Consider the following 24,942-nt stretch of genomic DNA (forward strand, 5'->3'; position numbering starts at 1 on the left):
CTCCGGCCGGGTCGCGCCTCCCTGGCATCAATCACGAACCCCGGTGCCGATGGCACCGGGGCCCTCGTCGTGCTCCCGCTCGACACGACCCGGTCATAGAGGCTCGTCGGCGTGGAGACGGCTGGAGTTGTCGGTGGCGTCGGCGCGTGAGGTGGCGATCAGGTGATGGCCTCCGGCCGATCGGGGTGGCCTGGGCGGAGGGCTGACTTCTGGTTGTCCGCACACAATGGAAGGGGAGCTACCTGGGCGCTATGGGCGCTGCGGCGGACGGTGCAAGAGGCGGTGGCCTATGACGGGCGACGGCGACGGTTGGGGGACGTGGGGGTGTGCCCCCGCGTGGCTGGGCGAGCTGCTGGATCTTGTTGATGAGGGCGTCGTCGTCTGCGACCGGGTCGACGGGACCGTCCGTGGGTTCAACCGCGCCGCCGCCCGGCTCTTCCCCGGGCTGCGCCCGGGTAGGCCGGTGAGCATGTCGGCGGCGCCCCTCGCGCATATCGCCGCCCCACGGGCGGAGTGCTTCTACACCGTCCATGAGGGGCGCAGGCTGCGTGGGCGGCTGCGTACCGCCCATGGACTGGCGGTGTGGCTGGTCCATCAGGTCAGCGGCGCGCAGGAGGCCGAGGCCGCGCTCTTCGACGAGCGCGACAGGTCCGCCTTCCTGGAGGAGACCACCCGGCGCCTGGGCGCCTCGCTCCATCACGGCCGTACCGTCCGTGCGCTCGTGGAGATCGTGATCCCGAAACTGGCGGACGTGGCCGTGGTGGTCCTGCCCGCGAACGGGCGGCATACGCAGTGGCACCGGGCGGGTCCGGGCGGTGCCCGGTGCTCCGGGGAGGTGGCGGTCGAGGCGGTCGAGCGGGTGCCCCCGGTCGCGGACGCGCTGTACGGACTCCTACCGCGCCCCGCTGTCATACACGCCCAGGAGTTGGACGCGCTCGATGACGTCATCCCCGATGAGCGCGTCCAAGGCGACGTTCACGGCGGAGTTCCCGGCGGCGTTCAGGGCAGTGTTCACGGCGAGGCGGCGCCGGAGGCGCTTGTGGTTCAGCTCGCCGCGGGAGGCGTTCCGGCCGGGGCGCTGATCATGCTGCGCGGCCCGGAGCGTGCCCGCTTCGACGACGCGGACATCGACCTGGCGCATCGGTTCGCCGTACGGGCCGGGCTCGCGCTGGCAACGGCGGCGCTCTACTCGCAGCAGGCCCACACCATCGCCGTCCTGCAAGCCAGCATGGCTCCGGAACCGCTGCCGGTGGTAGAGGGCCTCCGGCTCGGCGCCGCCTACCGGCCGGCCGCGGAGGCTCTGCGCATCAGCGGCGACTTCTACCACGTGGCCGCTCGCCCCGAGGGCGGCGTCACGTTCTTCTTCGGCGATGTGTCCGGCAAGGGTGCGGAGGCCGCGGTGCTGGCAGGGCGGGTACGGCAGAGCATGCGAACCCTGGCCATGGTCGAGAAGGGGCCCGAGCCCCTGCGCGACCTCCAGCTGCTCAACGAACTCGTCCTCGGTGACGGCCACCGCTTCACGACCCTGGTCACGGGGTCCGCCCGGCCCTGCGACGACGGCTCGGTGAAGGTGGAGATCGCCAGCGGCGGCCATCCCTTCCCGCTCGCACTCCGTGGCGACGGCAGGGTGGAGGAAATCGTCTGCGAGGGCATGCTCGTCGGGGCGGTGCCGGATCCCAGTTTCGGCCGTACGGAGTCCCGCCTCGCACCCGGTGAGCTGATGCTTCTCCACAGCGACGGGGTCACCGATGCACGAGGTGGTGCGAGCGGACGGGAGATCTACGGCGACCAACGCCTCGTCGACGCGCTGGCCAGCTGCCTCGGCATGCAGGCGGCGTCGGTCGCCGAGCGGCTGGAGCTCCTCACGACCGAATGGCTGGCCGGGCGCCCGCACGACGACATCTCCATCCTGACGCTTCAAGCGCCTCCCCGCGGTGGCCCACCGCCGCACCATCAGCGCGAGGGCCCTGGCGGGTCCGTAAGCGCCGACGGGTCCGTACGCGCCGGGGAGCCCGGGGAATCCGGGGAATCCGGGGAGCCCGGGGACCCATGAGTGCCACCGGGATCACCGGCGTCGTCCGGGCGGACTTCGACACCCGCCTGGCGGACGCGGACGAGGACGGAGCGCTGGAGCTGGCCGTCGGCCTTGTGACGAGCGGGGTGAGCGCGGAAGACGTACTGCTCGGACTGGTGGCACCTGCCCAGGTGAGGGTCGGCGAGAGGTGGGAGTCCGGCGAGTGGACGGTGGCGCGGGAGCACGCGGCCACCTATGTCAGCAGGCGGGCGGTGGACGCGGTGGCGGCCGCCGCCCGCGCCCCCGTGGGGGCCGGCTCACCGGGCCATGTGCTGGTGGCGTGCGGCGACGGCGAATGGCATGTGCTGCCCTCCCACATCCTCGCCGAGGTGCTGCGGCTGCGAGGCTTCCAGGTGCGCTCACTCGGCGGATCGGTCTCCCCGGGCGAGCTTCTCTCGGACGTCCATCAGAACGGCCCCGACGTGGTCGCCCTCTCGTGCACGCTGTCGTCGAACCTTCCGCTCGCGCACCGGCAGATCGCGACGTGCAGATGCGCCGGTGTTCCCGTCATGGCCGGCGGGCCGGGGTTCGGCCCCCAGGGCATATGGGCGTACGCGCTGGGGGCGGACCTGTACGCGGCCGACGCCCGCGGCGCGGCGGAGGCGCTGCTTCGCCGCTGGCCGCCGGTGCTGTGCGGGGAGTCGTCGGTCCGGGCCGATGCCGTGGCGGCGTACGCGACCCTCGTCAGGCGACGCCCCGAACTGCTGGAGCACCTGGCCCACGCCCTGCGCGAGGTGTTCCCCGCCCTGTGGGGAGGTACGGGCAGGGAACACGAGGAGGGCGCCGACTTTCTGGGCCGGTTGCTGGATTCCCTGGCGGCGGCCGTGTTCGTGGATGACGAGCGCGTGTTCACGGGCCAGCTCGCCTTCGCCGCGCGGTACCTCTCCGCCCGCTCGGTCGAGTCCCGCTGCCTCCTCGTGCTGACGGATGCCCTGGCCGACCGACTGCACGGCTCGCCCCGGACCCTCGACACGCTCTCGGCGGGGCGCCGATGCCTCGTCGCGCGGGAGGCGGATTGTCACCGTCCCGAATGAACGCGTGCGTGCCCGGCAACGGCCGACCAACCAAAACGACGGAGGCGGTCGAACTGCCGTCCGGACACATCCATTGCTGTCCGGAAAAAGGCCACCCTTGTCTTAAAGCACTCTCCAGATCTTGGTAAAGCAGGTTAAAAATAGATCTGTCGATGTGCACGTAAACGGGGGACCTTGCGTGGACCAGGCATGGCCGACGCATGGAAGCGCCAAAGGAGGCGCCACCATTCTCCCGCCCTGGAGACCTCATCTCAAAGGGATGAGCCATGGAGCGCAGATGGAGAATCATGCGTTCGATATACGCGCGAAATCTGACCAGGTACACCACCGTTGCCGCCGCCCTGGGGATTTTCCTCGGAGTCACGAACAGCGCCGGCGCCAGTGAACGAGTGGCCGCGGAATACGGCTGCACCGGTTCCTTGATCGACACCTACCCGGTGCGTACCTCGACCGGGGCGACATACGGAAACATCCGCCTTTACTACAACTCCGCGACGGGGCGCAACTGCGCAGTCAACGTGAAGACCTCACTCGGAGGGTACGGAAAGGCGAGTCACGTCAGCGTCACTCTCAAGCGCTGCAAGACCTCGACACCCGGCGCATGGTGCAACACCAGTGGGGAACCGTGGCGCCAGGACTGGGGCAACTACACCTATTACGCGGGACCGGTCGAACTGTCCGCCGCAGGCCGGTGCATCCATGTCGTAGGAGCCGTGAACGATTCACCGCCCCACGCCGATGGCAGCAGCGGAAGCAACGGCGTGCACTGCGGCTGAGACACGGCTCCACACAAAGGGGGAACGCATTGTTGACCATACGCAGGGCCACCGCCGTCCTGGCCACCTTCGCAGCCACTACCGCGCTGTCGTTCACGGCGGCACCCGCCGCCACGGCAGCCGATGCCACAGCAGCCGATGCCTCGGTCGCGGAATACGGCTGTTCCGGATCCCTGATAGACACCTATCCGGTACGGACCAGTGCGGGAACCACCTACGGGCAGATTCGCCTCTACTACAACTCGTCGACGCGTCGGAACTGTGCGGTCACTCTCAAGAACGCCACCGGCGGATACGGCACATCGAGCTATGCGAGTGTCACTCTCTACCGCTGCTCCACATCCAAGCCCGGAGCGCAATGCGACTGGAGAGACGAGACCTGGGACGACGATTATGGGAATTTCCTCTATTACGCCGGACCGGTGAGCATCCCGGCAGCGGGCAAGTGCATCCGTGTGTTCGGCCAGGTGAGCGCGAACAGGCCCATCGCGACCGGCGACAGCGGTACCGGCGGGGTCCACTGCGGCTGAACCGCGGGTATCTGTAAAGGATCTTCATGCGCGTAGGCCATGGACAGCGTGGACCGCCGTCGCGGAAGATCTGGCTCTACGACCTCCCGACCCCGGAGGACCCCGGATGCGCCCTGATGACCTCACCGGCCCGGAACTCCGGCTCTGGGAGGCGTTCGCCGCGGGGGACGAAGTCGACCTGCGTCCGGGCGGCGCTGACGGGGAAACGGACGGCGGCGCTGACGGCGGGCCCGTGATGGACGGCCGCGGCTGGGGCCCGGAGCGGCAGGTGCGGGCCTCGGTGATCCGCTCGTTGCTGCTGGGCGCCGCCGACTCCGTCAGCGGTGAAACGCCCATGGTCCACCTGGTGGGCGCCCGGGTCTCGGGAAAGCTGCGCCTGGTCTTCGCCGAGGTGTGCTGTGTGCTGTGGCTGGAGGAGTGCTGGTTCGAGGAGGCGCCCCAGCTGTACGGGGCCAAACTGCGGGTGACCAGTTTCGGCGGCTCGTACTTACCGGGGCTCGGGATGGGCGCCACGACGGTCGACGGGAACCTCGACCTCATGAACTGCCGTGTCCAGGGCGGGGTCACCGTGCATGACGCCCGTATCAGCGGGAGTCTGCTCCTCCAGGGCGCGCACCTCTCCCATGCCGACGGTGTGGCGCTGAACGCCACCCGTGTCGAGACGAAGGGCATCGTCGGAACCGAGGGGTTCCGCGCCGACGGGGAGTTGCGGCTGTTCCAGGCGCGCCTCGGTGAGGGGCTGCGCCTGCGCGGGGCCACGCTGCGTCATCCTGGCGGTGAGGCCCTCTCCGCCACCGGTATCCAGGTCCCCACGGACATCGACTGCGACGAGGGGTTCCGCGCGGCCGGAGCCATAACGCTGACCAGCGCCACCGTCGGCGGGACGGTCAGCTTCGACGCGGCGTCCCTCACCCCCACCCGGGGAAACGCCCTCTCCTGCGCCCATCTCCAGGCCGGAGAGCTGCTTCTGCGACCGGCGCGGGCCACGGGGGGTGTGGATCTGCGGCACGCCGCCATCGGTGTGCTCCGGCTCCATGACGACCCTCACCAGCAGCCGCCTCTGCGACTCGACGGGCTGGTCTACCGTTCGCTGGAACCCCACCACCCCGTCGACCACCACCTCGAGCTGCTGAGCCGTGATCCCGACGGGTACCGGCCCCAGCCGTACCAGCAGCTCGCCACCGTCCATCAGTCCATCGGCCAGGACCGGGACGCCCGGACCGTGCTTCTGACCCGCCAGCGTCGCCGCCGTACGACCCTCCCCTGGTACGTCCGTGCCTGGGGGTATGTGCAGGATGCCACCGTCGGATACGGCTATCTGCCGGAACGTGCCGCGGTGTGGCTGCTGGCCCTGCTCGCCACGGGCGCCACCGTCTTCGGCCTGTACCGGCCCCACCCGCTGGGCGATACGCCCCATCCGGTGTTCCATCCCGTGATGTACAGCCTGGACCTGCTCCTCCCCGTGGTCGACTTCGGCCAGGAGCGGGCGTTCCAGCCGATGGGGCCGACCCAGTGGATCGCCTGGCTCCTGATCGGCGCCGGGTGGCTGCTGGCCACGGCCCTCGCCGCGGGCGTCACCCGGGTGCTCTCCCGCCAGTAGCCAGAGGTTCATCGGAGGCATCCGCCAAGACCATGACGAGATGCGTCGGCTGGGGGAGAATCACCGGCTATGGCCATCGATTACCGTAAGCGCCCCAAGGCACCCGCCCCCGCGATCAGTCTGGAAAAGGTCGCCGCCCGGGCTCCCGAGCTGGTCAGCCTCTACAAGACCGCCGCGGTCTCCCTGGCCAAACACAACGCCGGTGGGCAGCGGGCCGCGGTGTATCTGGTCCTGGACCGCTCCGGAAGCATGCGCAGGTACTACCGGAACGGTTCCGTGCAGCACTTGGCGGAGCAGACGCTCGCCCTCGCGGCGAACCTCGATGACGACGGAGTCGTGCCGGTCGTCTTCTTCTCCACGGGTATCGACGGCACCGCCGAGATCGGCCTCGATGCCTACCGGGACCGGATCAACCCCCTGCACGACTCGATGGGGCACATGGGCCGCACCAACTACCACGTCGCCATGCAGGCCGTCATCGACCACTACCAGTCGTCCGGGGCCGACGACCCGGCGTTCGTCGTCTTCCAGACCGATGGCTCCCCCACGTCCAAGGCCGCGGCCGAGCATGTGCTGTGCACGGCCGCGAGTCTGCCCATCTTCTGGCAGTTCGTAGGGTTCGGCGACGACGAGTTCCGCTTTCTGCACCGGCTCGACGACCTGCCGGTCCCGGACCGGCGCATCGTCGACAACGCCGGATTCTTCGCCGCCGGACCGACCCCGAAGGCCCTCTCCGACGCCGCCCTCTACGACCAGCTGCTCCAAGAGTTCCCACAGTGGCTCACCGCCGCCCGCTCCGCCGGGATCCTGAAAGACTAAGAGGTCATCCGCGGACCCTTGGTGGGGTTGACACATCCGGGGACGCCGCCTGCCGGGGATGGTCACATCCGCGGTGATCCCCGGCCTCGCGGCCCTGTCCGATGCCTTCTCGCGCCGCGGTGAGCTCCGACTGGCGCTGGGAGTACGACCCCGATCACGCTCATGTAGCAGGCGGCATCCCCGCTCACGTGGTGGCCGAAGTGGAGCGGCTCGCAGGACAGTTGGTCGACCTGGCCGGGATAGTACGATCAGTGCAGAACGGGAATTCGTCCCATGGGGAGCAGGTCATGGCTGAGTCGACCGTGTCCAGGTCCGTTTCCGGGGCCGGGTCCGCGGCCGGTCGGAGTGATTCGCCTGGTGTCGCGCTCGGTCCCATCGCGCTTGTTCTCGGTCTCTTCTCCGCCGTAGGCGCATGGGTGCCGGCGTTCGTGCTCGTCAGCCTTCCGTGGACGGTCATCGCCGGGGGGCTCGCCGTCGCGCTCGGCTCCATGGGGGTTCACCACGCCCGCCGCGGCATCGGTCGGCTGTGGGTCGCCGTCGGTGGAACCGCACTCGGGGTCGTCGGGTTCGCGGGCACCGCCGCCCTCCTCTGGGCCGTCGGCGGCTGACCGCACGTCGGCGGAGGGGGCGGTGCGGTGTCGGGTGGCTTCCGGGGGCGCGGGGCGGGACGCGGCCCCCGGAGGCGGTCGGGAGGCGCTACCAGATGACCGGGACCTGCTCGAAGCTGTCCGTGAGGACTCCCTCGCGCCGTGCCAGGTCGGCCGATGGGACCGCCAGGTCGAGGCCGGGCAGGCGCTCCAGCAGGATCTCCAGGGCGATATGCAGTTCGGCGCGGGCCAGGGCCTGGCCGATGCAGGAGTGGGCACCGGCGCCGAAGGCGAGGTGGCGGTTGGGGGTACGGGTCAGGTCCAGTACGTCCGGGTCGGGGAACATCCGCTCGTCGCGGTTGGCGGAGGCGACGACCGACACGGTCGTGCTGCCCTTGGGGAGCACCTCGCCGCCCAGTTCGACGTCCTCCGTGAGGTAACGCGGCATACCCGGGCCCCGGTTGACGTCGAAGCGCAGCAACTCCTCGACGGCCGGGCGGATCAGTGAGCGGTCGTCCAGCAGGCGCTGCCAGCGGGAACGGTCGTCGAGCAGAACCGGGACCAGCTTCCCGATCACGCTGGACGTCGTCTCGTGCCCGGCGAGCATCAGCCCCTGCATGATCTGGACCAGGACCGCCTCGGGCGGGCGGGGGTCGGCGGCGTCGGTGATCTCGATCAGCTTGCTGATCAGGTCGTCACCGGGTTCGCGGCGCTTGTGGGTCACATGCTCGCGCAGATACGCCAGGAGGTCCCCACGGGCGGTGAGGGTCTCCCGCTCGCCGTAGCGGTCCCCGCCGAACAGGGCGCCCGACCAGTACGCGAAGCGGTCCCAGTCCTCCTCCGGTACGCCCAGCAGGGCGCCGACGACCCGTACCGGAAACGGGTACGCGAAGCCCGCCCAGAGGTCCGTGGGCTTCGGCCCGGCCTCCATGGCGTCCACCAGGGCATGGCCGATGGCGACGATACGGGGGCGGAGTGCGGTGACCCGCTTGGCGGTGAGCGCCTGGCCCACCAACCGCCGCCAGCGCTGGTGCCGTTCGCCGGTGCCGATCCCGTCCGGGCCCGCCTCACTCACGTCCCGTGGGAAGCGCGGATCGGACAGCATCGCGTGCACATCCGCGTACCGCGTCAGCACGCGCACCGGGGCGCCGCTCGAGCGCAGGGTCAGCTCCGGCACCGGGCACCCCTCCGCCCGTAGCGCCGCCCACTGCTTCGGGGGCTCCAGGGGGTGCTCCGGCACGAAGGGGAAGTCCCCCAGGTCGCCCAAGTCCCCCAGGTCGCCCAAGTCCCCCGGGTCGCCCAGGTTCCCCACCGGGCAGCGCGCTTCGGCGTCTTCCGCTTTCGTGTCGTTCGCCATTCCCTCGGCCACAGAGCGCCTCCCGTTGTGCACCACACGTACGGCGAGCAGTTGCTCACCACCTATGGATCACGTCGAAGCGGCGTCTCAAGTTCCGTTCCGGTTCGGTCCGGTCATGGGCGGCGGGCCGCCCATAGCGTGCGCTCGGCGTGGACGGTGAGGTCGTCGCGGCGCAGGACGCTGTCGGGGCCGTCGCTGTCGATGAGGTGGTCGAGTGTCGCCAGGTCGTCGGAGCTCAGCTTCTCGGCGACGTGTGAACGCAGACGTTGGAGCGAGGCATGGGCGTAGCGGGCGGCGGGCTCCGGCAGTGGGGGTCGCAGATCGATGGTGAAGGGGCGCTCCACCTCGACGGCGAATCCGGCGCGGGAGAGGCGGGGGCCCCAGTCGGCGCCCAGGTGCGGCAGGTGCTCGGCGTGGGCTTCGGCGCGTGCGGCATGACAGCGGGCTTCGAGTCCGGGGCGGCCCCGGCCGATGTCATCGGGGAGGAACCGCGGGAATCCGGCCATCTCGATCACGGCCAGGAGCCCGCCCGGGCGCAGCAGCTCGAAGATCTTCCGCAATCCTCGGTCGGGGTCGGCCAGGTGGTGGAGGGACACCGACGCCCACACCAGGTGAACGGCGCCCAGGTCCGGCCATGCGTCGTCCAGATCCGCCTGGACGGTGCGCACCCGGCCCGCCACTCCACGGTCCCGGGCCTTGGCGAGCAGATGGTCCAGGAGCTCAGGGGATCGGTCCACGGCTGTGGCCTCGGCGTCCTCGAAACGCCGGAGGAGGGCGAGGGTTCCGGCGCCGGTGCCGCTGCCCAGGTCCACGATTCGGCGGGGTGGTTCGTCGCGGGTGAGGTCCGCCAGAGTCGACGTCACGTCGGACAGGAAGGTGTGCAGGACTTCGGCGTCGAGGTCCAGGAGTGCGGCCATGGCCGGCTCGTCCGGCCCGTGCGACGCCCCGGCCGCGCTGTGGTGGTGGTCCGTCATGGTCCGAGCCTAGGAGGGGGACCGTCCCCGCGTCGCCAGGCCGGATCGGCGGGCCGGGACTCCCGGTGGGAGCCCCGGCCCCGTACGCGTCTCCCGGTGGCTCAGTCCTGGTGGACCTCGTTGTGGCCCGGGCCGCCGGAGAGGGTGTCATTGCCCTGGCCGCCCCAGAGCACATCGTCGCCGCTGTTGCCGTAGAGGGTGTCGTCGCCCTCCTCGCCGTACAGCTCGTCGTCGTCCTCGCCACCGTAGATGGCGTCGGTGCCCTTGCCGCCGCGCAGGATGTCGTCGCCGGACTCACCGCGCAGGATGTTGTCCTCGGAGCCGCCGACGATGGTGTCGTTCCCGGCGCCGCCCCGGCATTCCTGCGCGCAGTTGGTGATGGTGTCGTCGCCGTCGCCGCCATAGGCGCCGAAGCCCATGACGCCGCCGCCACCGTCGATCTTGTCGTTGCCATCCTCGCCGTAGAACGTGGGCGCGGCGCTGCCCTGGAGGACGTCGTCGCCGGAGCCGCCGTGAATTCCGGCGTATGCCGAGCCATTGGGGTCGATCTTCGCGGTGTCGTTACCGTCACCGAGATCGACGTCGAAGTTATCGGAGTCGTCGGAGTTCTGCGGGATTTCGACCGCGCACTGGGCGACGGTGTGATCGCCCGCGGCGGGGTGGACGCACTCGTCCCAGTTCGCCGCCTCCGGATCGATGGTGATGTCACCGTTGTCGCGGAAGGTGAGGACGTAATAGGACTCGAATTCCCCACGGCTGACGATCTGTTCGGAGACCGTCAGGTCGTTCTTCTGTCCCGCGGCGGCCTTGTACCAGAGCTCGCCGTCCTCATGGACGAGGGAGCCCGAGGTCGTCGCGGCCGCCTGGGCTGCGGGCGCCGCGAGTGCGGCTCCCCCCAGGGCGAGCGCGAGGGTGGCCGTGGCGGCCATGGTCCGGTACATGCGCATAGGGGTATTGCCCTTCGTGCGATCAGTGCCGATCGGGCCGGTGGAAAAGCGCGGTTTCAGTCACCGGGTACCGGCCATCGGCGAATTGGTGTTTCCGATCGCCCCGGTAGACCGTGATTCCTGATGAGCGGTTGCTCCGAGATTTCCCTAGTTTCCGGCAGCCGCAGGTCATGGCCTTGATCGAACGTAGTTGCACATAGGAAATGACCAACTCGGCAACCGTGTCTTTTGAGCTGCTTAACCCTTTGTTCACCGAGTGGCCGACGCCATCGGCGCGCTCGGCGCCGGGCCGGTGAGATGGCCAACGCCCGCCGGGGCACGGCGGAAACTGATCCGGATTCCAGTTCACATTTCCTGGAGAACATTGCCGGAACCCATGGAAATGCATCGGACCCGCCTGTCAAGATCTTCCCTCATGCCTTCCCCGTTCACTCAGGAATATCAGGGATTCTCGTGCGGAAAATAAATGCGGCCGCCACCGTGGCCGTCGCGGCACTGGCTCTGGCGCTGACCGGCTGCGGCAAGGACGACGACAAGGGCGACCAGTCGTCCGGCACCTCCGACAGGACCGCGGCCGCCGAGCAGGCCGACGACGCGGAACGCGGCACCCCGTCCGCCACCCCCACCGGTGCGAGCCCCAGCCCGAGCCGTACGAAGCCCGCCGAGAAGAGCCCCGGTGCGAGCCCGAGCAGCCCCCGGGCCACCCGCACCGCCGACGGCACCACCCCGGCCCCCCGCCGCACGGCCCCCAGGACGCAGGCCCCCGCGCAGGCCCCCGCGCAGCCCCCCGCGGGCGCCCCGGCGAGCGTTCAGGGCACGTGGTACTCCGAGGTGCGTGACCCGAACGGCAACGCGCTCGTCATGACCGTGACCGGCGGTTCCCTGACCGTGGGGTACCAGGGCAAGTCCTGCCCCGGGACCATCAGCGCCGGCATGGCCGTCACCATGACCTGCCAGGGCGAGACGATCTCCGGCGGCCAGGCCGTGGTCAGCGACGGCGGACAGCGCCTCACCGTCAACTGGCCCCAGGGCAAGCCCGACCGCTACGTCCGCCCGTAAGCCGACCGGCACGTCCGCCCCTGGCCGGACCGCTACGTCCACCCCTGGCCGGGCCGCTACGTCCGCACCGGGACCAATCTCCACGTCCACCCCGAGGCCAATCGCCACGTCCGCCCCTGGGCCCGCCCCGTACGTCCGCACCGAGCCCCGCCCGGACGGCCGGGCTCAACTCTCCCCGCCCCGCGCCTCCGTACGCCGCCGCTGCTCCTCGATCCGGTGCAGCACCGAGTCCAGATGTGCCTCGGAGGCCGCGCGGGCCGCCTCCGGGTCGCGGGCCTCGATCGCCCGCAGGATGGCCTGGTGCTCCTCGATCGTGGCGCGGCGGCGGGCGGCGGACAGCGAGGTCTTGCGCCGCCCCGGCTCGCCGATCTCGTAGACCCGGTCCAGCAGCCGCAGCAGCAGCGGGTTGCGGGTGTACTGGGCGATGGCCCGGTGGAAGGTGCGGTCCAGCTCGGTGAACTCCTGGCGCGTGGGCTCCCGTCGCATCGCGTCCAGCAGGGCATGCAGCTGGACGATGTCGGAGGGTGTGGCGCGCCGGGCGGCCCGCGCGGTCACCGAGGGCTCGATGCACGCGCGCACCTCCATGACCTGAAGCAGTTCCGCCGTGGCGTCGAGCCCCGAGGCCAGGATGTCGCCGCGCGGTGTGGCCCCCGGGTCGAGCACGACGGTGCCGGAGCCGGGGCGCCGGGCGACCAGTCCGCGGGCGGCGAGGGCGCGCAGCGCCTCGCGGACCGAGCCCCGGGAGACGCCGAGGCTCTCCGCGAGCTCCCGCTCCGGCGGGACGCGGGAACCGGGTGTCAGCTCTCCGCTCAGGATCAGCCGCTCCAGGCCGACGGCCAGGGCGTCCGGCCTCGACAGGGTGGAGTGCCGCAGTTGCCGCCAGTCCATCTCCTGGCTTTCCTCCGCCTTCTTCAGCTTTCCCGGGCCTTTCCCAGACTTTCCCGAGCTTCCCGGGCTTTCCTGTGGCCTTTTCCGTTCCCGCCGGTGGTCCAGAGTCTCATATCCGCCGAGCGGCTCCCCCGCCGTACTCCCGGCCGCCGGCGCGACCGGATTTAACCAGGTGGTGACGGGCGGGCAACCAGAGCCGCGGGCTCTTCCCACTAGCGTCTGCCGACATCAAGTTGGTCCGACCAGTGGACCAATCGCTGTCCCCTGCGCCATCCTGGCCGCACCGCAGCGCGCGCACCACGTCCCCAGCAGTGAGGCATCCCGCCATGCGCCAAAGAACGAGCGGACCCAGCGACCGGCCCCCACCACCCACCCGCCACCGACCGCGCGCCGCGGCTCTCGCCGCCCGGGGGCTGTGCGTGCTGATCGCCGGTGCCACCGCCGGCTGCGCCTCCCTGGCCTCCCCCGCGGCCGAGGTGGGCGCCGACCGGATGACCGACCCCCGGGCCGTCCGCGACGGCGGAACGCTCTCCATCGCCCTCAAATCGGACCCGGACAAGCTGGACCCCACCCTGGCCAGCACCGCTGTGGGCCGGACGGTGTTCGCCGCGATGTGCGAGAAGCTCTACGACGTCGACGCCCGGAACCGGTTCGTACCGCAGCTCGCCGCCGCCCCGCCCACGACGAGCGACGGGGGCCGCACCGTGACCATCAGGCTGCGGCACGGCGTCCGGTTCGCCGACGGCACCCGGATGGACGCGAAGGCGGTCAAGACCTCCCTCGACCGGCACCGCACGCTGACCGGATCCGTCCGCGCGAGCGAGTTGAAGCCCGTCACGGCCGTGGAGGCGGTCGGCGACGACACGGTGCGGCTGCGGCTGAAGAAGCCGTACGTCCCGCTGCTCGCACTGCTCGCCGACCGCGCGGGCATGGTGATGTCCCCGACGGCGCTGAAGCGCTACGGCAACGGCTTCGCGAGCCACCCCACCTGCGTCGGCCCGTTCCGCTACGCCGAGCGTGTGGTGGGCGACCGCATCGTGCTGGACAAGGACCCGAACTACTACGACGCCGACGCCGTCCATCTGCGGCGCGTGATCTACCGCACCATCACCGACGGCAACGTACGGCTGGCGAATCTCCAGTCCGGTGACATCCAGGTGGGCGACCAGATGGACCCGGTGCAGGTGGGCAGGGCGCTCACCGAACCCGGGCTCCAGCTGTTCAACTCCCCCTCGCTGGGCTACTACGGACTGACCCTCAACATCGGCAACACCAAGGGCGCCGGGGCGCCGCCGGGCCGGATCGACACCCCGATCGCGCGGGAGGTGCGGGTGCGCGAGGCGTTCGACCTGTCCCTGGACCGCGACCTCATCAACACCATCGTCTTCCAGGGCCGCTACCGGCCCACCTGCGGTCCGCTCCCCTCCGGCACCCCGTACGCCACCGGGACCCACTGCCCGGCCCGCGATCCGGCCAGGGCCAAGCGGCTGCTCAAGGCCGCCAAGGTGGCCACCCCGGTCCGGGTGCGGCTCCAGATCAGCACCACTCCGGAGGACAACCGGCTGGGCCAGGTCATCCAGGCCATGGCCAAGGAGGCGGGGTTCGCGGTGAGCCTGGCGCCGACCGAGTTCGCCACCGGCCTGGAGCACTCCCGCGCGGGCGACTTCCAGGCCGCGACCACCAACTGGTCCGGACGGCTGGACCCGGCGGGCAACATCGACGTGTTCGCCGGCACCGGCGGCGCCCAGAACTACGGCGGCCTCTCCGACCCCGCCATCGACCGGCTGATCGCCGAGGGCGGCACCACCGCGGACAAGGCCGCCCGCAAGAAGATCTACGCAGAGCTCGTCGAGCGCGTCCGCGCCCAGCACACCGTGCTCTATCTGATCCAGCCCACGAACTACGTGTCCGTGACGAAGAAGGTCGCCGGGCTGAAGGTCTTCGGCGACGGGCTGATCCGGGTGAAGGACGCCGGGTACGCGAAGGGAGGGAGCTGATGTCGTATCCGATCCGCCGCCTCGGCGAATCGCTGATCACCCTCTTCCTGGTCAGCGTCGTGGTCTTCGCCGGTGTACGGGCCCTGCCCGGCGACACCGCCACCGCACTGGCCGGGGAGGAGCCCACCCCCGAGGCGATCGCCCAGATCCGTGAGAGCTACGGGCTCGACGACAACATCGTGGTGCAGTACGTGCGCTATGTGCGGCACGCCGCCACCGGCGACCTCGGCGTCTCCTCACGCACCGGGCTGCCCGTCCTCGACTCGGTCCTGGAGGCGCTGCCCGTCACCCTCGAACTGTCCGCGCTGGCCCTGCTGCTCGCGGTCGTGGTCGGCGTGGGCGCCGGGGTGGTGGCGGCGGTCCGGCGCGGCAGGCCCGAGGAGTGGCTGGTCAACGCGGTGGCGCTGCTGGGGCTTTCGGTGCCCGCCTTCTGGCTCGGCATCGTGCTCGTCCTCGCCTTCGCCATCGCCGTCCCGGTCTTCGCCGCCTCCGGTTTCGTGCCGTTCGGCGTGGACCCGATGGAGAACCTGCGCCATATGGTGCTCCCGGTGATCGTCCTCGGCTCCGGTCTCGCGGCGGTCGTGATGCGGCAGACCCGCGCGGCCATGCTGGGCTCGCTGTCCGCCGACTACGTCCGCACCGCGCGCGCCAAGGGGCTCTCGAGGCGTCAGGTGATCATGGGGCACGCCCTGCGCAACAGCCTGGTCACCGTGGTGACCGTGCTCGGGCTCCAGCTCGGGCACCTCATCTCGGGCGCGGTCGTCACCGAGCAGATCTTCGTCCTGCCGGGCTTCGGCAAGCTCACCATCGACGCCGTCTTCTCCCGCGACTACGCGATGGTCCAGGGCGTGGTGCTGTTCGCCTCGACCGCCTACATCCTCGTCAACCTCGCGGTCGACCTGGCCTATTCGGTGATCGACCCCCGTATCCGGCTCGGAGGTGCCCAGTGAGCGCGGCCGCCACCACCCTCCCCGCCGCCGAGGAGCGGGAGCGGGCGCCACTCGCCCCGCTGTCCCGGCTCCGGCTGCTGACCCGCAACAAGCTGGCCCTCACCGGGGCCGTGGCCGCCGCGGTCCTGGTGCTGATCGCGGTGTTCGCACCGCTCATCGCGCCGTACGACCCGGCCCGGCCGGACTTCGCCGCCGCCCTCCAGGAGCCGGGCTCGGCCCACTGGCTGGGCACCGACGACCTGGGCCGTGATCAGCTCTCCCGGGTGGTCTACGGGGTGCGGGCCTCGCTCCAGATCGGGCTGCTCGCGGTGGCGCTGGCCTTCGCGGCCGGGGTGCCGCTCGGGCTGATCGCGGGCTACTACGGGCGGTTCGCCGACTCGGTGATCTCCCGGCTCACCGACACCCTGCTCGCCTTCCCCTTCCTGGTGCTGGCGGTCGGCCTGGCCACCATCCTCGGGCCGTCCCTGCTCAACGCCACGATCGCGGTGGGCGTCTCCCAGATCCCGGCCGTCATCCGGATCACCAGGGCGGAGACGCTGCGGCTCAAACACCTGGACTATGTGGCGGCGGCGGTGGCCAATGGCGGCGGGGACGGCACCGTGCTCTTCCGCCATATCCTCCCCGGCGCCCTGTCCGCGCTGACCGTCCAGGCCACCGTGGGCATCCCCACCGCGATCATCGGCGAGGCGCTGCTGAGCTTCCTCGGCCTGGGCGTCCAGCCGCCGTCCCCCTCGCTCGGGGTGATGCTCTCCAGCGCCCAGGCGTACATCGCCGCCGCGCCCTGGATGGCGGTCTTCCCGGGACTGGCGATCATCGCGGCGACGCTCGCGTTCAATCTGCTCGGGGACGGGCTGCGCGACATCCTCGACCCCCAGGGAGACAGCCGATGACCACGCCCACGACGACTCCTGCCCTGAGCGTGCGGGACCTGTCCGTGATCTTCCGCACCCCGACCCGTGTCGTGCACGCGGTGGACGGGCTGTCGTACGACATCGCCGCCGGTGAAGTGCTGGCCGTGGTCGGCGAGTCCGGCTGCGGCAAGTCCGTGACCTCCACCGCCGTGATGGGGCTGCTGCCGCCCACCGCGAGCGTCGGCGGCTCCATCCGGCTGGGCGGACGGGAACTGGTGGGGGCGGACGAGCGGGAGCTGCGGGACGTCCGCGGCCGGGAGATCGCGATGATCTTCCAGGAGCCGATGACCTCGCTGAACCCCGTGCTCACCATCGGCCGCCAGGTCGGCGAGGTCCTCCGGCGCCACCAGGGGATCGGCCGCCGCGAGGCGCGCGAACGGGCCGTGGACCTGCTCGACCTCGTCGGCATCCCCGCCCCCGCACAGCGGGCCCGCGACTATCCGCACCAGCTCAGCGGCGGTATGCGGCAGCGGGTGATGATCGCCATCGCGATCGCCTGCGATCCGGCCGTGCTCATCGCCGACGAGCCCACCACCGCGCTGGACGTCACCGTGCAGGCGGGCATCCTGGAGGTGCTCCAGTCCCTGCGGGAGCGGCTCGGCACCGCCATCGTGCTGATCACCCACGATCTGGGCGTGGTCGCCGACATCGCCGACCGGGTGCTGGTGATGTACGCGGGGCGGGGCGTCGAACAGGCCCCGGTGGACGAGCTGTTCAGCACGCCCCGCCATCCGTACACCCACGGGCTGCTCGGCGCGGTGCCGGTGCCCGGCCGGCGGCGGGCGGAGGGCGAGCGGGGGCGGCTCCAAGAGATCCCCGGACTGGTGCCGAGCCTCACCGAACAGCCCGACCGCTGCACCTTCCAGCCGCGCTGCTCCTACGCCGACGAACGGTGCGGCGCGCAGCGGCCCGCGCTGGGGCCGTTGCGGGAACGGGACGAACGGGCCGAGCAGGGTGAACGTGGCGGGCGAGGCGTACCACATGAGCTGAGTGCAGGGCATGTACAGCACGAGGCCGCATGCTGGTATCCGGTGCCGGTCCACCCCCGACAACCCGAACATCCCGGACAGGAGGCCCGCTCATGACCGCCGCCATCGCGCCCCCGGAGGCGTCCCGGGATGACACCGTGCTCGACATCAGCGGCCTGGTCCGCCACTTCACCGGGCCCGCCGGCACCGTCAGGGCGGTCGACGGGGTCAGCCTCAGCATCGGCCGCGGCGAGATCGTCGGCCTGGTCGGGGAGTCCGGCAGCGGCAAGTCCACGGTGGGGCGGTGCGCCGTACGGCTGGACCGGCCGACCGCGGGCAGTGTGACGATCAACGGCCGCGATGTGACCCGTCTTTCGAAACGGGCGCTGCGTCCGCTGCGCAAGGACTTCCACCTGGTCTTCCAGGACCCGTCCTCCTCGCTCGACCCCCGGATGACCGTGGGCGCCATCGTCGCCCAGCCGCTGCGGCTGCACCGCCTGGCGTCCGGCGACGCGCTGCGCGACCGGGTGGCCGAGCTGCTGGCCCAGGTGGGGCTGCGGCCCGAACTGGCGCGGCGGCGGCCCCATGAACTCTCCGGCGGGCAGCGGCAGCGGGTCTCGATCGCCCGCGCGCTGTCGGTCGATCCCCAGCTGCTGGTGGCGGACGAGCCGACGTCGGCGCTGGACGTCTCCGTCCAGGCGTCCGTGCTCAATCTGCTGGTGGACCTCCAGCGGGAGCGGCACTTCGGCTGTCTGTTCATCACCCATGACCTGGCCGCCGTCGAATACCTCGCCGACCGGATCGCCGTGATGTATCTGGGACAGCTGGTGGAACAGGCCCCGGCCGCCGAGCTGTTCGCCGACCCCAAGCACCCGTACACCCAGGCGCTGCTGTCCGCGGCCCCGGTGCCGAACCCGGCCGCGCAGCGGTCGCGCGCCCGGATCGTGCTCAGCGGGGAGCTGCCCAGCCCGCTGGATCCGCCCGGGGGCTGCCGCTTCCACACCCGCTGTCCGCTCGCCGTCGACCGCTGCCGCACGGAGCCGCCCGCGCTGCGGCGGCTTGCGGAGGGCGGCGGGCGGCAGGTGTCCTGCCATCTGGTGGCGGACGACGGCACCGCGCCGGACGCCGCGGCGCCCTGACCCGTGACGATCACCTGACCCGTGACGATCACCTGACCCCTGACCCCGACCGCTGTCCCTGCCCCTGAGGCTCCCTCGGCCTTCCTCGAGGGCGCCCTCCCGAGACGCTCCTTGAGGCCGCCCTCCCGAGACACCCGCCCGCACACACCCGCGCCCGCCCGCACCCCGTACGAGACCAGGAGCCCGCCGCATGTTCACCACCCGGCCCACCCTTCAGGGCACCCATGGCATGGTGTCCTCAACCCACTGGCTGGCCTCACAATCCGCCATGGCCGTCCTGGAGGACGGTGGCAACGCCTTCGACGCGGCCGTGGCCGCCGGGTTCGTCCTGCATGTGGTCGAACCCCATCTCAACGGGCCCGGCGGCGAGGTGCCGATCATCCTCGCCCCGGCGGGCGGCGAACCCACCGTGCTGTGCGGACAGGGCCCGGCCCCCGCCGGGGCCACGATCAACCACTACACCTCGCTCGGCCTCGACCTCGTCCCCGGCACCGGCCCGCTCGCGGCGGCGGTGCCCGGCGCGTTCGACGCCTGGATGGTGCTGCTGCGCGACCACGGGACCAAGCCGCTCGCCGAGGTGCTGCGGTACGCGATCGGCTACGCCGAGCACGGCCATCCCGCGGTCGAACGGATCGGCGAGACGGTCGAGACGGTGCGGGAGCTGTTCGAGACCGAGTGGACGACCTCGGCCGAGCTGTATCTGCCGGACGGGAAGTCCCCCGTCGCCGGACGGCTGCTCACCAACCCCGCGCTGGCCGCCACCTGGCGGCGGCTGGTCGCCGAGGCCGAGGCGGCCGGGCCGGGGCGCGAGACCCAGATCGAGGCGGCCCGCCGGGTCTGGCGCGAGGGCTTCATCGGGCGGGAGCTGGCCGACGCGGCGGCCCGGCCCGCGATGGACTCCTCCGGGCAACGCAACGCCGGGACGCTCACCGGGGACGATCTGGCCGCCTTCGAGGCCACGTACGAACCGCCGGTCCGCCACTCCTGGAACGGCTGGACCGTATGCAAGGCCGGGCCCTGGAGCCAGGGGCCGGTGCTGCTCCAGCAACTCGCGCTGCTGCCGGACGGACTGGGCGAGGACGACCTGGGCACGCCCGAGTTCCTGCACACCCTCGTCGAGGGCGGCAAGCTGGCCATGGCCGACCGCGAGGCGTGGTACGGGGACGCCGCCGACGTACCGCTGACGGAGCTGCTCTCCCGCCCGTACAACGACGAGCGGCGGACGCTGATCGGCGAACGCGCCTCGTACGAACTGCGCCCCGGGCAACCCGGGGGTCGTACGCCCCGGTTGAGCAAGCAGGCGCTGGCCGCCGTGGCCCGCGCGGCCTCCGGGGAGGGCGGACCGGCCGCCGGGCCGGGCGGCGGGGAGCCGACGGTCGGCGGACCGGCCGCCGGGGAACCGGCCGTCGGGCGGGACGGGGTGACGCGGGGCGACACTTGCCATCTCGACGTCGTGGACCGCTGGGGCAACATGATCGCGGCCACGCCCAGCGGCGGCTGGCTCCAGTCCAACCCCGTCATCCCCGCGCTGGGCTTCCCGCTCGGCACCCGGCTCCAGATGACCTGGCTGGACCCCGGGCTGCCGAACTCCCTCACCCCCGGCCGCCGTCCCCGCACCACGCTCACCCCCTCGCTCGCGCTGCGCGGCGACACCCCCGTCATGGCGTTCGGCACCCCGGGCGGCGATCAGCAGGACCAGTGGAGCACGCACTTCTTCCTCGGGGTCGCGCTGCGGGCCCCGGTGCGCTCCGGGCTGGACCTCCAGGGCGCCATCGACGCCCCCAACTGGCACCAGGAGTCCTTCCCCGGCTCCTTCCACCCACGGGCGATGACGGCGGGACGGGTGGTCGTGGAGTCCCGGATCGGCGCGGCCGCCATCGCGGAACTGCGCCGCCGCGGCCACGATGTGGTGATCGGCGACCCCTGGTCGGAGGGACGCCTGTGCGCGGTCGCCCGCGACCCGGAGACGGGCGTACTACTGGCCGCCGCGAATCCGCGGGGCGCGCAGGGGTACGCGGTAGGGCGGTAACCGCTGCGGGGCGGCAGGCGCGCCGGCCGGCCAAGGGGTGCCCGACGGATCGTGACGCCTGCGGCGAGCTACTCCCCTCCCCGCCCCTTCCCACAACTGGTGCTCCGCCCCAGCCCCCGACCGGACGCCCCAAATGTGCGCGACCGCCCGCCAAGCCATCCACCGCGCCGACGTCCCACCCACGATCAGCCCACCGATGCAAGTGCTCACAACGGCGACGGCCAACTCGCCACCCCTCCGGGTCTGGGGCGGAGCCCCAGTTTCGGGAAGGGGCGGGGAGGGGACAGATCCGCCGGGCGGCGGGCGCGCTAGGGGGCGTAGCCGGTGGGGTCCGCGGACCGTAGCTTCTCGGCTCGCTTCAGCGGGTCGTACCCGGGGCCGACGCCGTCGGCCAGGATCACATCGCCCTGGATGTGATCGGTGCGCAGCGGCAGGATGTCCTGATAGGCGGGCGACGCGTACCAGGCGCGGGCGTCCGCCATCCCGCCCGGGAACTCGATCAGCACCACGCTGCCCGGCCACTCCCCCTCGACCACCTCCAGCCCGTCGCCGTGGATGACGAAGCGGCCGTGGAAGGGGTCGAGGGTGGCCTGGATCCGCTCCAGGTACTCGATGACGTCGGGGTGCGGACTGCGACCGTACAGATGCGCAAGCGCATAGGCGGCGGGCATGGCTCCTCCAGGTGCTCCAGGCAGATCGGCGGATACGGATCAGCCTGCCGGGCCCTGCCCAGGCCGTCGATTACCCGTGAGGTCATGGCCGCGCGGCCCGGGTCTCAGTCGAAGATACCCAGGTCCTCCCGCATGATCCGGCGCATCGCCGACAGCCGGGGCTCGGCCTCCTTCAGCTCCAGCAGCGCGTCCGCCGCCGTCCTGCCGTCGCTCTGGAGGCCCCGGTCGATCCGCTTGGCCAGGGCGTCGATCCCGGCGAGCACCGTATTGAGCTCACGGGACGCCTCCAGGACCCGCTCGGGAACGATCATCTGCGCCTCGGCGTAGCGGTCCCGGTAGTCGCGGCGGGCCTCCTCCAGCCGGACGCGGTCCTCGTCGGTGTACACATCGTCGCGGATCCGGTGCAGCGCGTCCTTGAGGAGCGTGTGGAACTGCCGGGAGGCGCGGTTCATCGCGGTGTACGCGGTCCGGCGCTCCTCGAAGCGCCGCCGCCGGTCCTCGGCCAGCGCGTCCTCGACCCGTTGACGTGCCGTCATGCGCTGCTGGAGGAGGGGCGCGAAGAGGGTCCCGAGGATGCCGACGACGGCGGTGATCATGGCGGCTATGACGGTGGACACCGGCCGAGCCTAAGCGCTCCGCTGGAAGTGCGCTGAGCTGCCGTCGATCGTCCGCGGCGCCATCGTGGCCGATCGCCCGCGCGGCGGAACCGCATATCGACACAGCCGCGGCCGAGCCCACATCGGCCCGGCCCCGCGCCCCTTCGCGGCGCCTCGAACCGCAGCCGACGTCCGCCGATCCGCTGAGCCGCGTCCGCCCGCGCCCACCCTCCCGTGATCTCCGCCTTTTCCACAGGTTTCCACAGGCCGGGCCGCGCACTTCGGAAACCCATGCGATCGGAACTAATGTGCTGTTTCATGCCCGCCTCGCCATCCGATGTGCGCGCCGACCGCGCGGACCGCGCTGACGACATTCTCGCCCTCGCCCGGCTGGCCACCAGGCGCGGGGCGATACGGGACATACTCGGCTGGCTGACCTGGCGCACCGGCGGCCCGGCCGCACTGGTCGGGGACACGGGCCGGGTGCTGGCCAGGCCGGGCGGGGAGAGCGACCCCTCGGTCGCGCGGCTCGCCGCCGAGGCCGCCGTGGAGCTGCACCGGCGCGGGGCGCCGTCCGCGGTGCTGGGCGGGGGCGAGGGGCCGCCGGTGCATCTGATCGCGCTCGACGCCGACCCGAGGACGTATCTGGTCGTCGTCGGTCCCGACGATCCGCGCTGCGGAACGCTGCTCGCCGACGCCGCCCGCACCCTCGGCCTGTGCTGGCGGCTGGAGTGGGCCGAGCGGGAGCGGCGGCGGATCGAGTCGGCCGAGGGGCACAGCCGGGAGGCGGTGCTGCATCTGCTGATGGTGGGCAGCGTGCCGGCGGCGCAGCGGATCGCCGGGGCGCTGCGGGCGGCGCTGCCCTCGGTGATCCAGGTGTATGTGATCGAGTGTCCGCAGCCCCGGCGGCGCGAGATCGCCCAGCGGATCGACCGTGAGGCCGGGGGCGGGGCGTGGATCGTGCCGTGTCCGGTCCGCCCCAACCACCTCATAGCGCTCGTACCCCCCGGAACGGCCGCGCCCCCCGGAACCGCCTCGCCACCCGTCACGGCCCCGACCGCCGTCACCGGAACGGGCCCGCCCCAGGAGCCACTGGACCTGCTGATCGTCCGGCTGGTGCCCGAGTGCCGGGTCGGGGTGAGCGCGGCGGTCGCGCTGCGGGACACTCCGACCGCCTATGAGCAGGCCATCCACGCGCTGGCGGTGGCCCGTAACGCGCCCGAGCACCGCGCCGGCTTCGGCGGCGACGTGGATGTGACCGTCCTGGCGGGCCCCGAGGGCTATCTGTGGGCGAGCGAACTCCTGGCGCCCTGTCTGCGGTACGCACCGGCCCGCCGTGCCGACCCCGGCCCGCAGGAGCTGCTGGGCACCCTCGGCTCATGGCTCAGCTTCGGCGGGGCGGCCAGCCGCCATCTGAAGATCCACCGCAATACGCTCGCCGCGCGGATACGCCATCTCGATGAGCTGCTGGGCGTGGAGGTCAGCCGCAGCCTGCCCGCGCAGTCGGCCGCCTGGCTCGCACTGCGGCTGCACACGGCGCCCCAGGCCGCGGCCGCCCGCGCCCTGGCAACGCCGGGGCGCACCGCCACGCTGGACGCGGTGCTGGGCACCTCCGCCGCCGGGACCTGGGCACGCGTCCAGCTGCGCCCGCTGGAGCAGGCCAGGCCGACGGCCGCCCTGGAGACCGTACGGACCTGGCTGCGCGCGGACGCCCGGCTGCCCGCCGCGGCCGCCGCCCTGGGGATCTCGCTACCGGGTGCCCGCAAGCGGCTGACCAGGGCGGAGGACGTGCTGGGCCGCTCCCTGCTGACCGCGCCGAGCGCGAAGTACGAGCTGTGGCTGGCGATGCGGGCGCTGGGCTCGCTCTGAGACCGGAAGCACCTCGGCCGAAGGGGTGCGCCCAACCGCCCCGCCGGCGCACTCACCATTCGCTTCCGTACTCACCGTTCACCAGAGCACTCACCGTTCGAACGGGAACCACGCGGCGCCCTCACTGTGCATATCGTTCCTCGCCGCCGCGGCCCCGCCCGCCTAATGTCCTTGACGAGCCGGGGTAGGCCGCCGCGCGACGACGGGGGTGTTGCGCGCGGCCCGCCCCTGTCCCTGTTGGGCACAGGCCCACCCCTTCGAGGGAACCCTCCGGCAATAGAAGCGTGCGCTTTTACAAGCGGGTGCTTATACTTGCCCGTGACGTGGTCAATCAACATCCATGACGAGGTGGCCGACTGGTTCCTCGCCCTATGTGCTCACGATCCGCATTCGGCCGACTCGGTGGAGCAGGCCATCGAACTGCTGGCGGACATAGGACCGGGCCTCGGTCGTCCCATGGCCGATGTGATCCACGGCAGCTCGATGAAGAACCTCAAGGAGTTACGCCCGGGCTCGGCGGGCCGGACCGAAATCCGCATCCTCTTCGTCTTCGACCCCGACCGGGAGTGCATCCTCCTTGTGGCGGGCGACAAGGCGGGCAACTGGCGGCGCTGGTACGACACATCCGTCCCACTCGCCGAAGAGCGCTACCAGCAGTACCTCGACCACAAGGAGAAGGCGGCGGAATGAACGGTTTCACCTCGTGGGACGAGGTCAAGAGAAACGCCGAGCGAGTCCGTCGCGAGGCCCACCCCGAGGTGGGCGAGGCCGAGTGGACGGCACGGAAGGACGCGGCCCGTCTACAGCAGGAGGCTCACCTCTTGGGACATCACCTGCGGCAGCTGCGGAGGGAGCGGGGGCTCACCCAGCAGCAGGCCGCCGGCCAGCTCGGCATCACCCAAGCCCGCGTCTCCCAGCTGGAGCAGGGCAAGGCGGTGGATCTCACGGTGATGCGCGCCTATGCGCAGGCCCTGGGCGCGCGCCTGACGCTGGTGCTCGAGGTCGACGATCAACAGATCCGTATCGCCTGAGCGCGATAGCGCCCGGGTTTACGCGGCATGGCACAGGCATCGCGGGGCGGTTGGGGCGCGCCACGGCTCCGCCCGGCAACCGGCCCATGAGCACCGGCGCCGGGCGTGCCGCGATCGCCGTCGCGGGCTCCCCGAT

24 protein-coding genes are annotated in these 24,942 nt (G+C 71.6%); 17 read left to right on the forward strand and 7 right to left on the reverse strand.

What is annotated here, in order from left to right:
• Nucleotides 1–289: 289 nt before the first annotated feature.
• The 7 genes from AB0E24_RS03435 to AB0E24_RS03465 all read left to right on the forward strand — a co-directional run bounded on the left by AB0E24_RS03435 (nucleotide 290) and on the right by AB0E24_RS03465 (nucleotide 7,441).
• The gene (locus AB0E24_RS03435; RefSeq protein ID WP_359374633.1) at nucleotides 290–2,053 is read left to right on the forward strand and encodes a PP2C family protein-serine/threonine phosphatase; all 1,764 of its coding nucleotides are present in this window, start codon (nucleotides 290–292) and stop codon (nucleotides 2,051–2,053) included.
• On the forward strand, nucleotides 2,050–3,108 hold the full coding sequence (locus AB0E24_RS03440) for a cobalamin B12-binding domain-containing protein (RefSeq protein ID WP_359374635.1): 1,059 nt from the start codon (nucleotides 2,050–2,052) through the stop codon (nucleotides 3,106–3,108). Before AB0E24_RS03435 ends, AB0E24_RS03440 begins: the two co-directional genes overlap by 4 nt.
• Nucleotides 3,109–3,395: 287 nt before the next feature.
• Complete coding sequence (locus tag AB0E24_RS03445) at nucleotides 3,396–3,884, forward strand: hypothetical protein (RefSeq protein WP_069864640.1); 489 nt, start codon at nucleotides 3,396–3,398, stop codon at nucleotides 3,882–3,884.
• Nucleotides 3,885–3,916: 32 nt separating this feature from the next.
• The gene (locus AB0E24_RS03450; RefSeq protein ID WP_359374638.1) at nucleotides 3,917–4,414 is read left to right on the forward strand and encodes a hypothetical protein; all 498 of its coding nucleotides are present in this window, start codon (nucleotides 3,917–3,919) and stop codon (nucleotides 4,412–4,414) included.
• Between the two features lie 106 nt (nucleotides 4,415–4,520).
• Nucleotides 4,521–6,014: a membrane-associated oxidoreductase gene (locus AB0E24_RS03455; RefSeq protein WP_359374639.1), complete on the forward strand. Its 1,494-nt coding sequence runs from the start codon at nucleotides 4,521–4,523 to the stop codon at nucleotides 6,012–6,014.
• Nucleotides 6,015–6,083: 69 nt separating this feature from the next.
• Nucleotides 6,084–6,833, forward strand: a complete 750-nt coding sequence (locus AB0E24_RS03460; RefSeq protein ID WP_099014729.1) for a vWA domain-containing protein — start codon at nucleotides 6,084–6,086, stop codon at nucleotides 6,831–6,833.
• A gap of 416 nt (nucleotides 6,834–7,249) precedes the next feature.
• Nucleotides 7,250–7,441, forward strand: coding sequence for a hypothetical protein (locus AB0E24_RS03465; RefSeq protein ID WP_232565235.1), 192 nt, complete (start codon nucleotides 7,250–7,252; stop codon nucleotides 7,439–7,441).
• 88 nt (nucleotides 7,442–7,529) lie between these two features.
• Here the strand turns inward: AB0E24_RS03465 and AB0E24_RS03470 are convergent, their stop codons facing one another.
• The 4 genes from AB0E24_RS03470 to AB0E24_RS03485 all read right to left on the reverse strand — a co-directional run bounded on the left by AB0E24_RS03470 (nucleotide 7,530) and on the right by AB0E24_RS03485 (nucleotide 11,047).
• Entirely contained in the window at nucleotides 7,530–8,777 is a 1,248-nt protein-coding gene (locus AB0E24_RS03470; protein ID WP_359374641.1) for a cytochrome P450, read from the reverse strand.
• A 113-nt stretch (nucleotides 8,778–8,890) separates the two neighbouring features.
• A complete protein-coding gene (locus AB0E24_RS03475) occupies nucleotides 8,891–9,751 on the reverse strand; it encodes a class I SAM-dependent methyltransferase (protein WP_099014727.1) in 861 nt (286 codons plus the stop codon).
• A gap of 101 nt (nucleotides 9,752–9,852) precedes the next feature.
• A complete protein-coding gene (locus tag AB0E24_RS03480) occupies nucleotides 9,853–10,692 on the reverse strand; it encodes a calcium-binding protein (RefSeq protein ID WP_347231700.1) in 840 nt (279 codons plus the stop codon).
• A 28-nt stretch (nucleotides 10,693–10,720) separates the two neighbouring features.
• A complete protein-coding gene (locus AB0E24_RS03485; RefSeq protein ID WP_359374643.1) occupies nucleotides 10,721–11,047 on the reverse strand; it encodes a hypothetical protein in 327 nt (108 codons plus the stop codon).
• A 104-nt stretch (nucleotides 11,048–11,151) separates the two neighbouring features.
• Here AB0E24_RS03485 and AB0E24_RS03490 point away from each other — a divergent pair, with 104 nt between their 5' ends.
• A complete protein-coding gene (locus AB0E24_RS03490) occupies nucleotides 11,152–11,757 on the forward strand; it encodes a hypothetical protein (RefSeq protein ID WP_359374645.1) in 606 nt (201 codons plus the stop codon).
• 165 nt (nucleotides 11,758–11,922) lie between these two features.
• Here the strand turns inward: AB0E24_RS03490 and AB0E24_RS03495 are convergent, their stop codons facing one another.
• The gene (locus AB0E24_RS03495) at nucleotides 11,923–12,645 is read right to left on the reverse strand and encodes a FadR/GntR family transcriptional regulator (RefSeq protein ID WP_079258758.1); all 723 of its coding nucleotides are present in this window, start codon (nucleotides 12,643–12,645) and stop codon (nucleotides 11,923–11,925) included.
• A 326-nt stretch (nucleotides 12,646–12,971) separates the two neighbouring features.
• On the opposite strand from AB0E24_RS03495, the gene AB0E24_RS03500 reads away from it, so the two are divergent.
• The 6 genes from AB0E24_RS03500 (at nucleotide 12,972) to AB0E24_RS03525 (ending at nucleotide 20,639) form a co-directional block, all read left to right on the forward strand.
• Nucleotides 12,972–14,642 carry an ABC transporter substrate-binding protein gene (locus tag AB0E24_RS03500; protein WP_107474549.1) on the forward strand — a complete coding sequence of 557 codons (1,671 nt, stop codon included), beginning with the start codon at nucleotides 12,972–12,974 and terminating at the stop codon, nucleotides 14,640–14,642.
• Nucleotides 14,642–15,592 carry an ABC transporter permease gene (locus tag AB0E24_RS03505; RefSeq protein WP_359374648.1) on the forward strand — a complete coding sequence of 317 codons (951 nt, stop codon included), beginning with the start codon at nucleotides 14,642–14,644 and terminating at the stop codon, nucleotides 15,590–15,592. Before AB0E24_RS03500 ends, AB0E24_RS03505 begins: the two co-directional genes overlap by 1 nt.
• The gene (locus AB0E24_RS03510) at nucleotides 15,589–16,482 is read left to right on the forward strand and encodes an ABC transporter permease (protein ID WP_079258757.1); all 894 of its coding nucleotides are present in this window, start codon (nucleotides 15,589–15,591) and stop codon (nucleotides 16,480–16,482) included. The genes AB0E24_RS03505 and AB0E24_RS03510 overlap by 4 nt, the downstream gene beginning before the upstream one ends.
• Nucleotides 16,479–17,588, forward strand: coding sequence for an ABC transporter ATP-binding protein (locus AB0E24_RS03515; protein ID WP_359374650.1), 1,110 nt, complete (start codon nucleotides 16,479–16,481; stop codon nucleotides 17,586–17,588). Before AB0E24_RS03510 ends, AB0E24_RS03515 begins: the two co-directional genes overlap by 4 nt.
• A complete protein-coding gene (locus AB0E24_RS03520; RefSeq protein WP_093701243.1) occupies nucleotides 17,585–18,610 on the forward strand; it encodes an ABC transporter ATP-binding protein in 1,026 nt (341 codons plus the stop codon). Before AB0E24_RS03515 ends, AB0E24_RS03520 begins: the two co-directional genes overlap by 4 nt.
• Nucleotides 18,611–18,800: 190 nt before the next feature.
• Nucleotides 18,801–20,639, forward strand: coding sequence for a gamma-glutamyltransferase family protein (locus tag AB0E24_RS03525; RefSeq protein WP_359374651.1), 1,839 nt, complete (start codon nucleotides 18,801–18,803; stop codon nucleotides 20,637–20,639).
• A 308-nt stretch (nucleotides 20,640–20,947) separates the two neighbouring features.
• On the opposite strand, the gene AB0E24_RS03530 is transcribed toward AB0E24_RS03525, so the two are convergent.
• Together AB0E24_RS03530 and AB0E24_RS03535 are read right to left on the reverse strand one after the other, a co-directional pair.
• Entirely contained in the window at nucleotides 20,948–21,310 is a 363-nt protein-coding gene (locus tag AB0E24_RS03530; RefSeq protein WP_079258753.1) for a DUF1330 domain-containing protein, read from the reverse strand.
• A gap of 104 nt (nucleotides 21,311–21,414) precedes the next feature.
• Entirely contained in the window at nucleotides 21,415–21,927 is a 513-nt protein-coding gene (locus tag AB0E24_RS03535) for a hypothetical protein (RefSeq protein WP_359374653.1), read from the reverse strand.
• A gap of 297 nt (nucleotides 21,928–22,224) precedes the next feature.
• Here AB0E24_RS03535 and AB0E24_RS03540 point away from each other — a divergent pair, with 297 nt between their 5' ends.
• The 3 genes from AB0E24_RS03540 to relB all read left to right on the forward strand — a co-directional run bounded on the left by AB0E24_RS03540 (nucleotide 22,225) and on the right by relB (nucleotide 24,806).
• Complete coding sequence (locus AB0E24_RS03540; protein ID WP_359374655.1) at nucleotides 22,225–23,775, forward strand: PucR family transcriptional regulator; 1,551 nt, start codon at nucleotides 22,225–22,227, stop codon at nucleotides 23,773–23,775.
• A 318-nt stretch (nucleotides 23,776–24,093) separates the two neighbouring features.
• Complete coding sequence (locus AB0E24_RS03545) at nucleotides 24,094–24,465, forward strand: type II toxin-antitoxin system RelE/ParE family toxin (RefSeq protein ID WP_435865239.1); 372 nt, start codon at nucleotides 24,094–24,096, stop codon at nucleotides 24,463–24,465.
• Entirely contained in the window at nucleotides 24,462–24,806 is a 345-nt protein-coding gene (gene relB, locus AB0E24_RS03550) for a type II toxin-antitoxin system RelB family anti-toxin (RefSeq protein WP_359374657.1), read from the forward strand. The genes AB0E24_RS03545 and relB overlap by 4 nt, the downstream gene beginning before the upstream one ends.
• The last annotated feature ends 136 nt before the right edge of the window (nucleotides 24,807–24,942 follow it).

The organism is Streptomyces malaysiensis subsp. malaysiensis, assembly GCF_040653035.1.
In the GTDB taxonomy this organism is placed as follows: domain Bacteria; phylum Actinomycetota; class Actinomycetes; order Streptomycetales; family Streptomycetaceae; genus Streptomyces; species Streptomyces malaysiensis.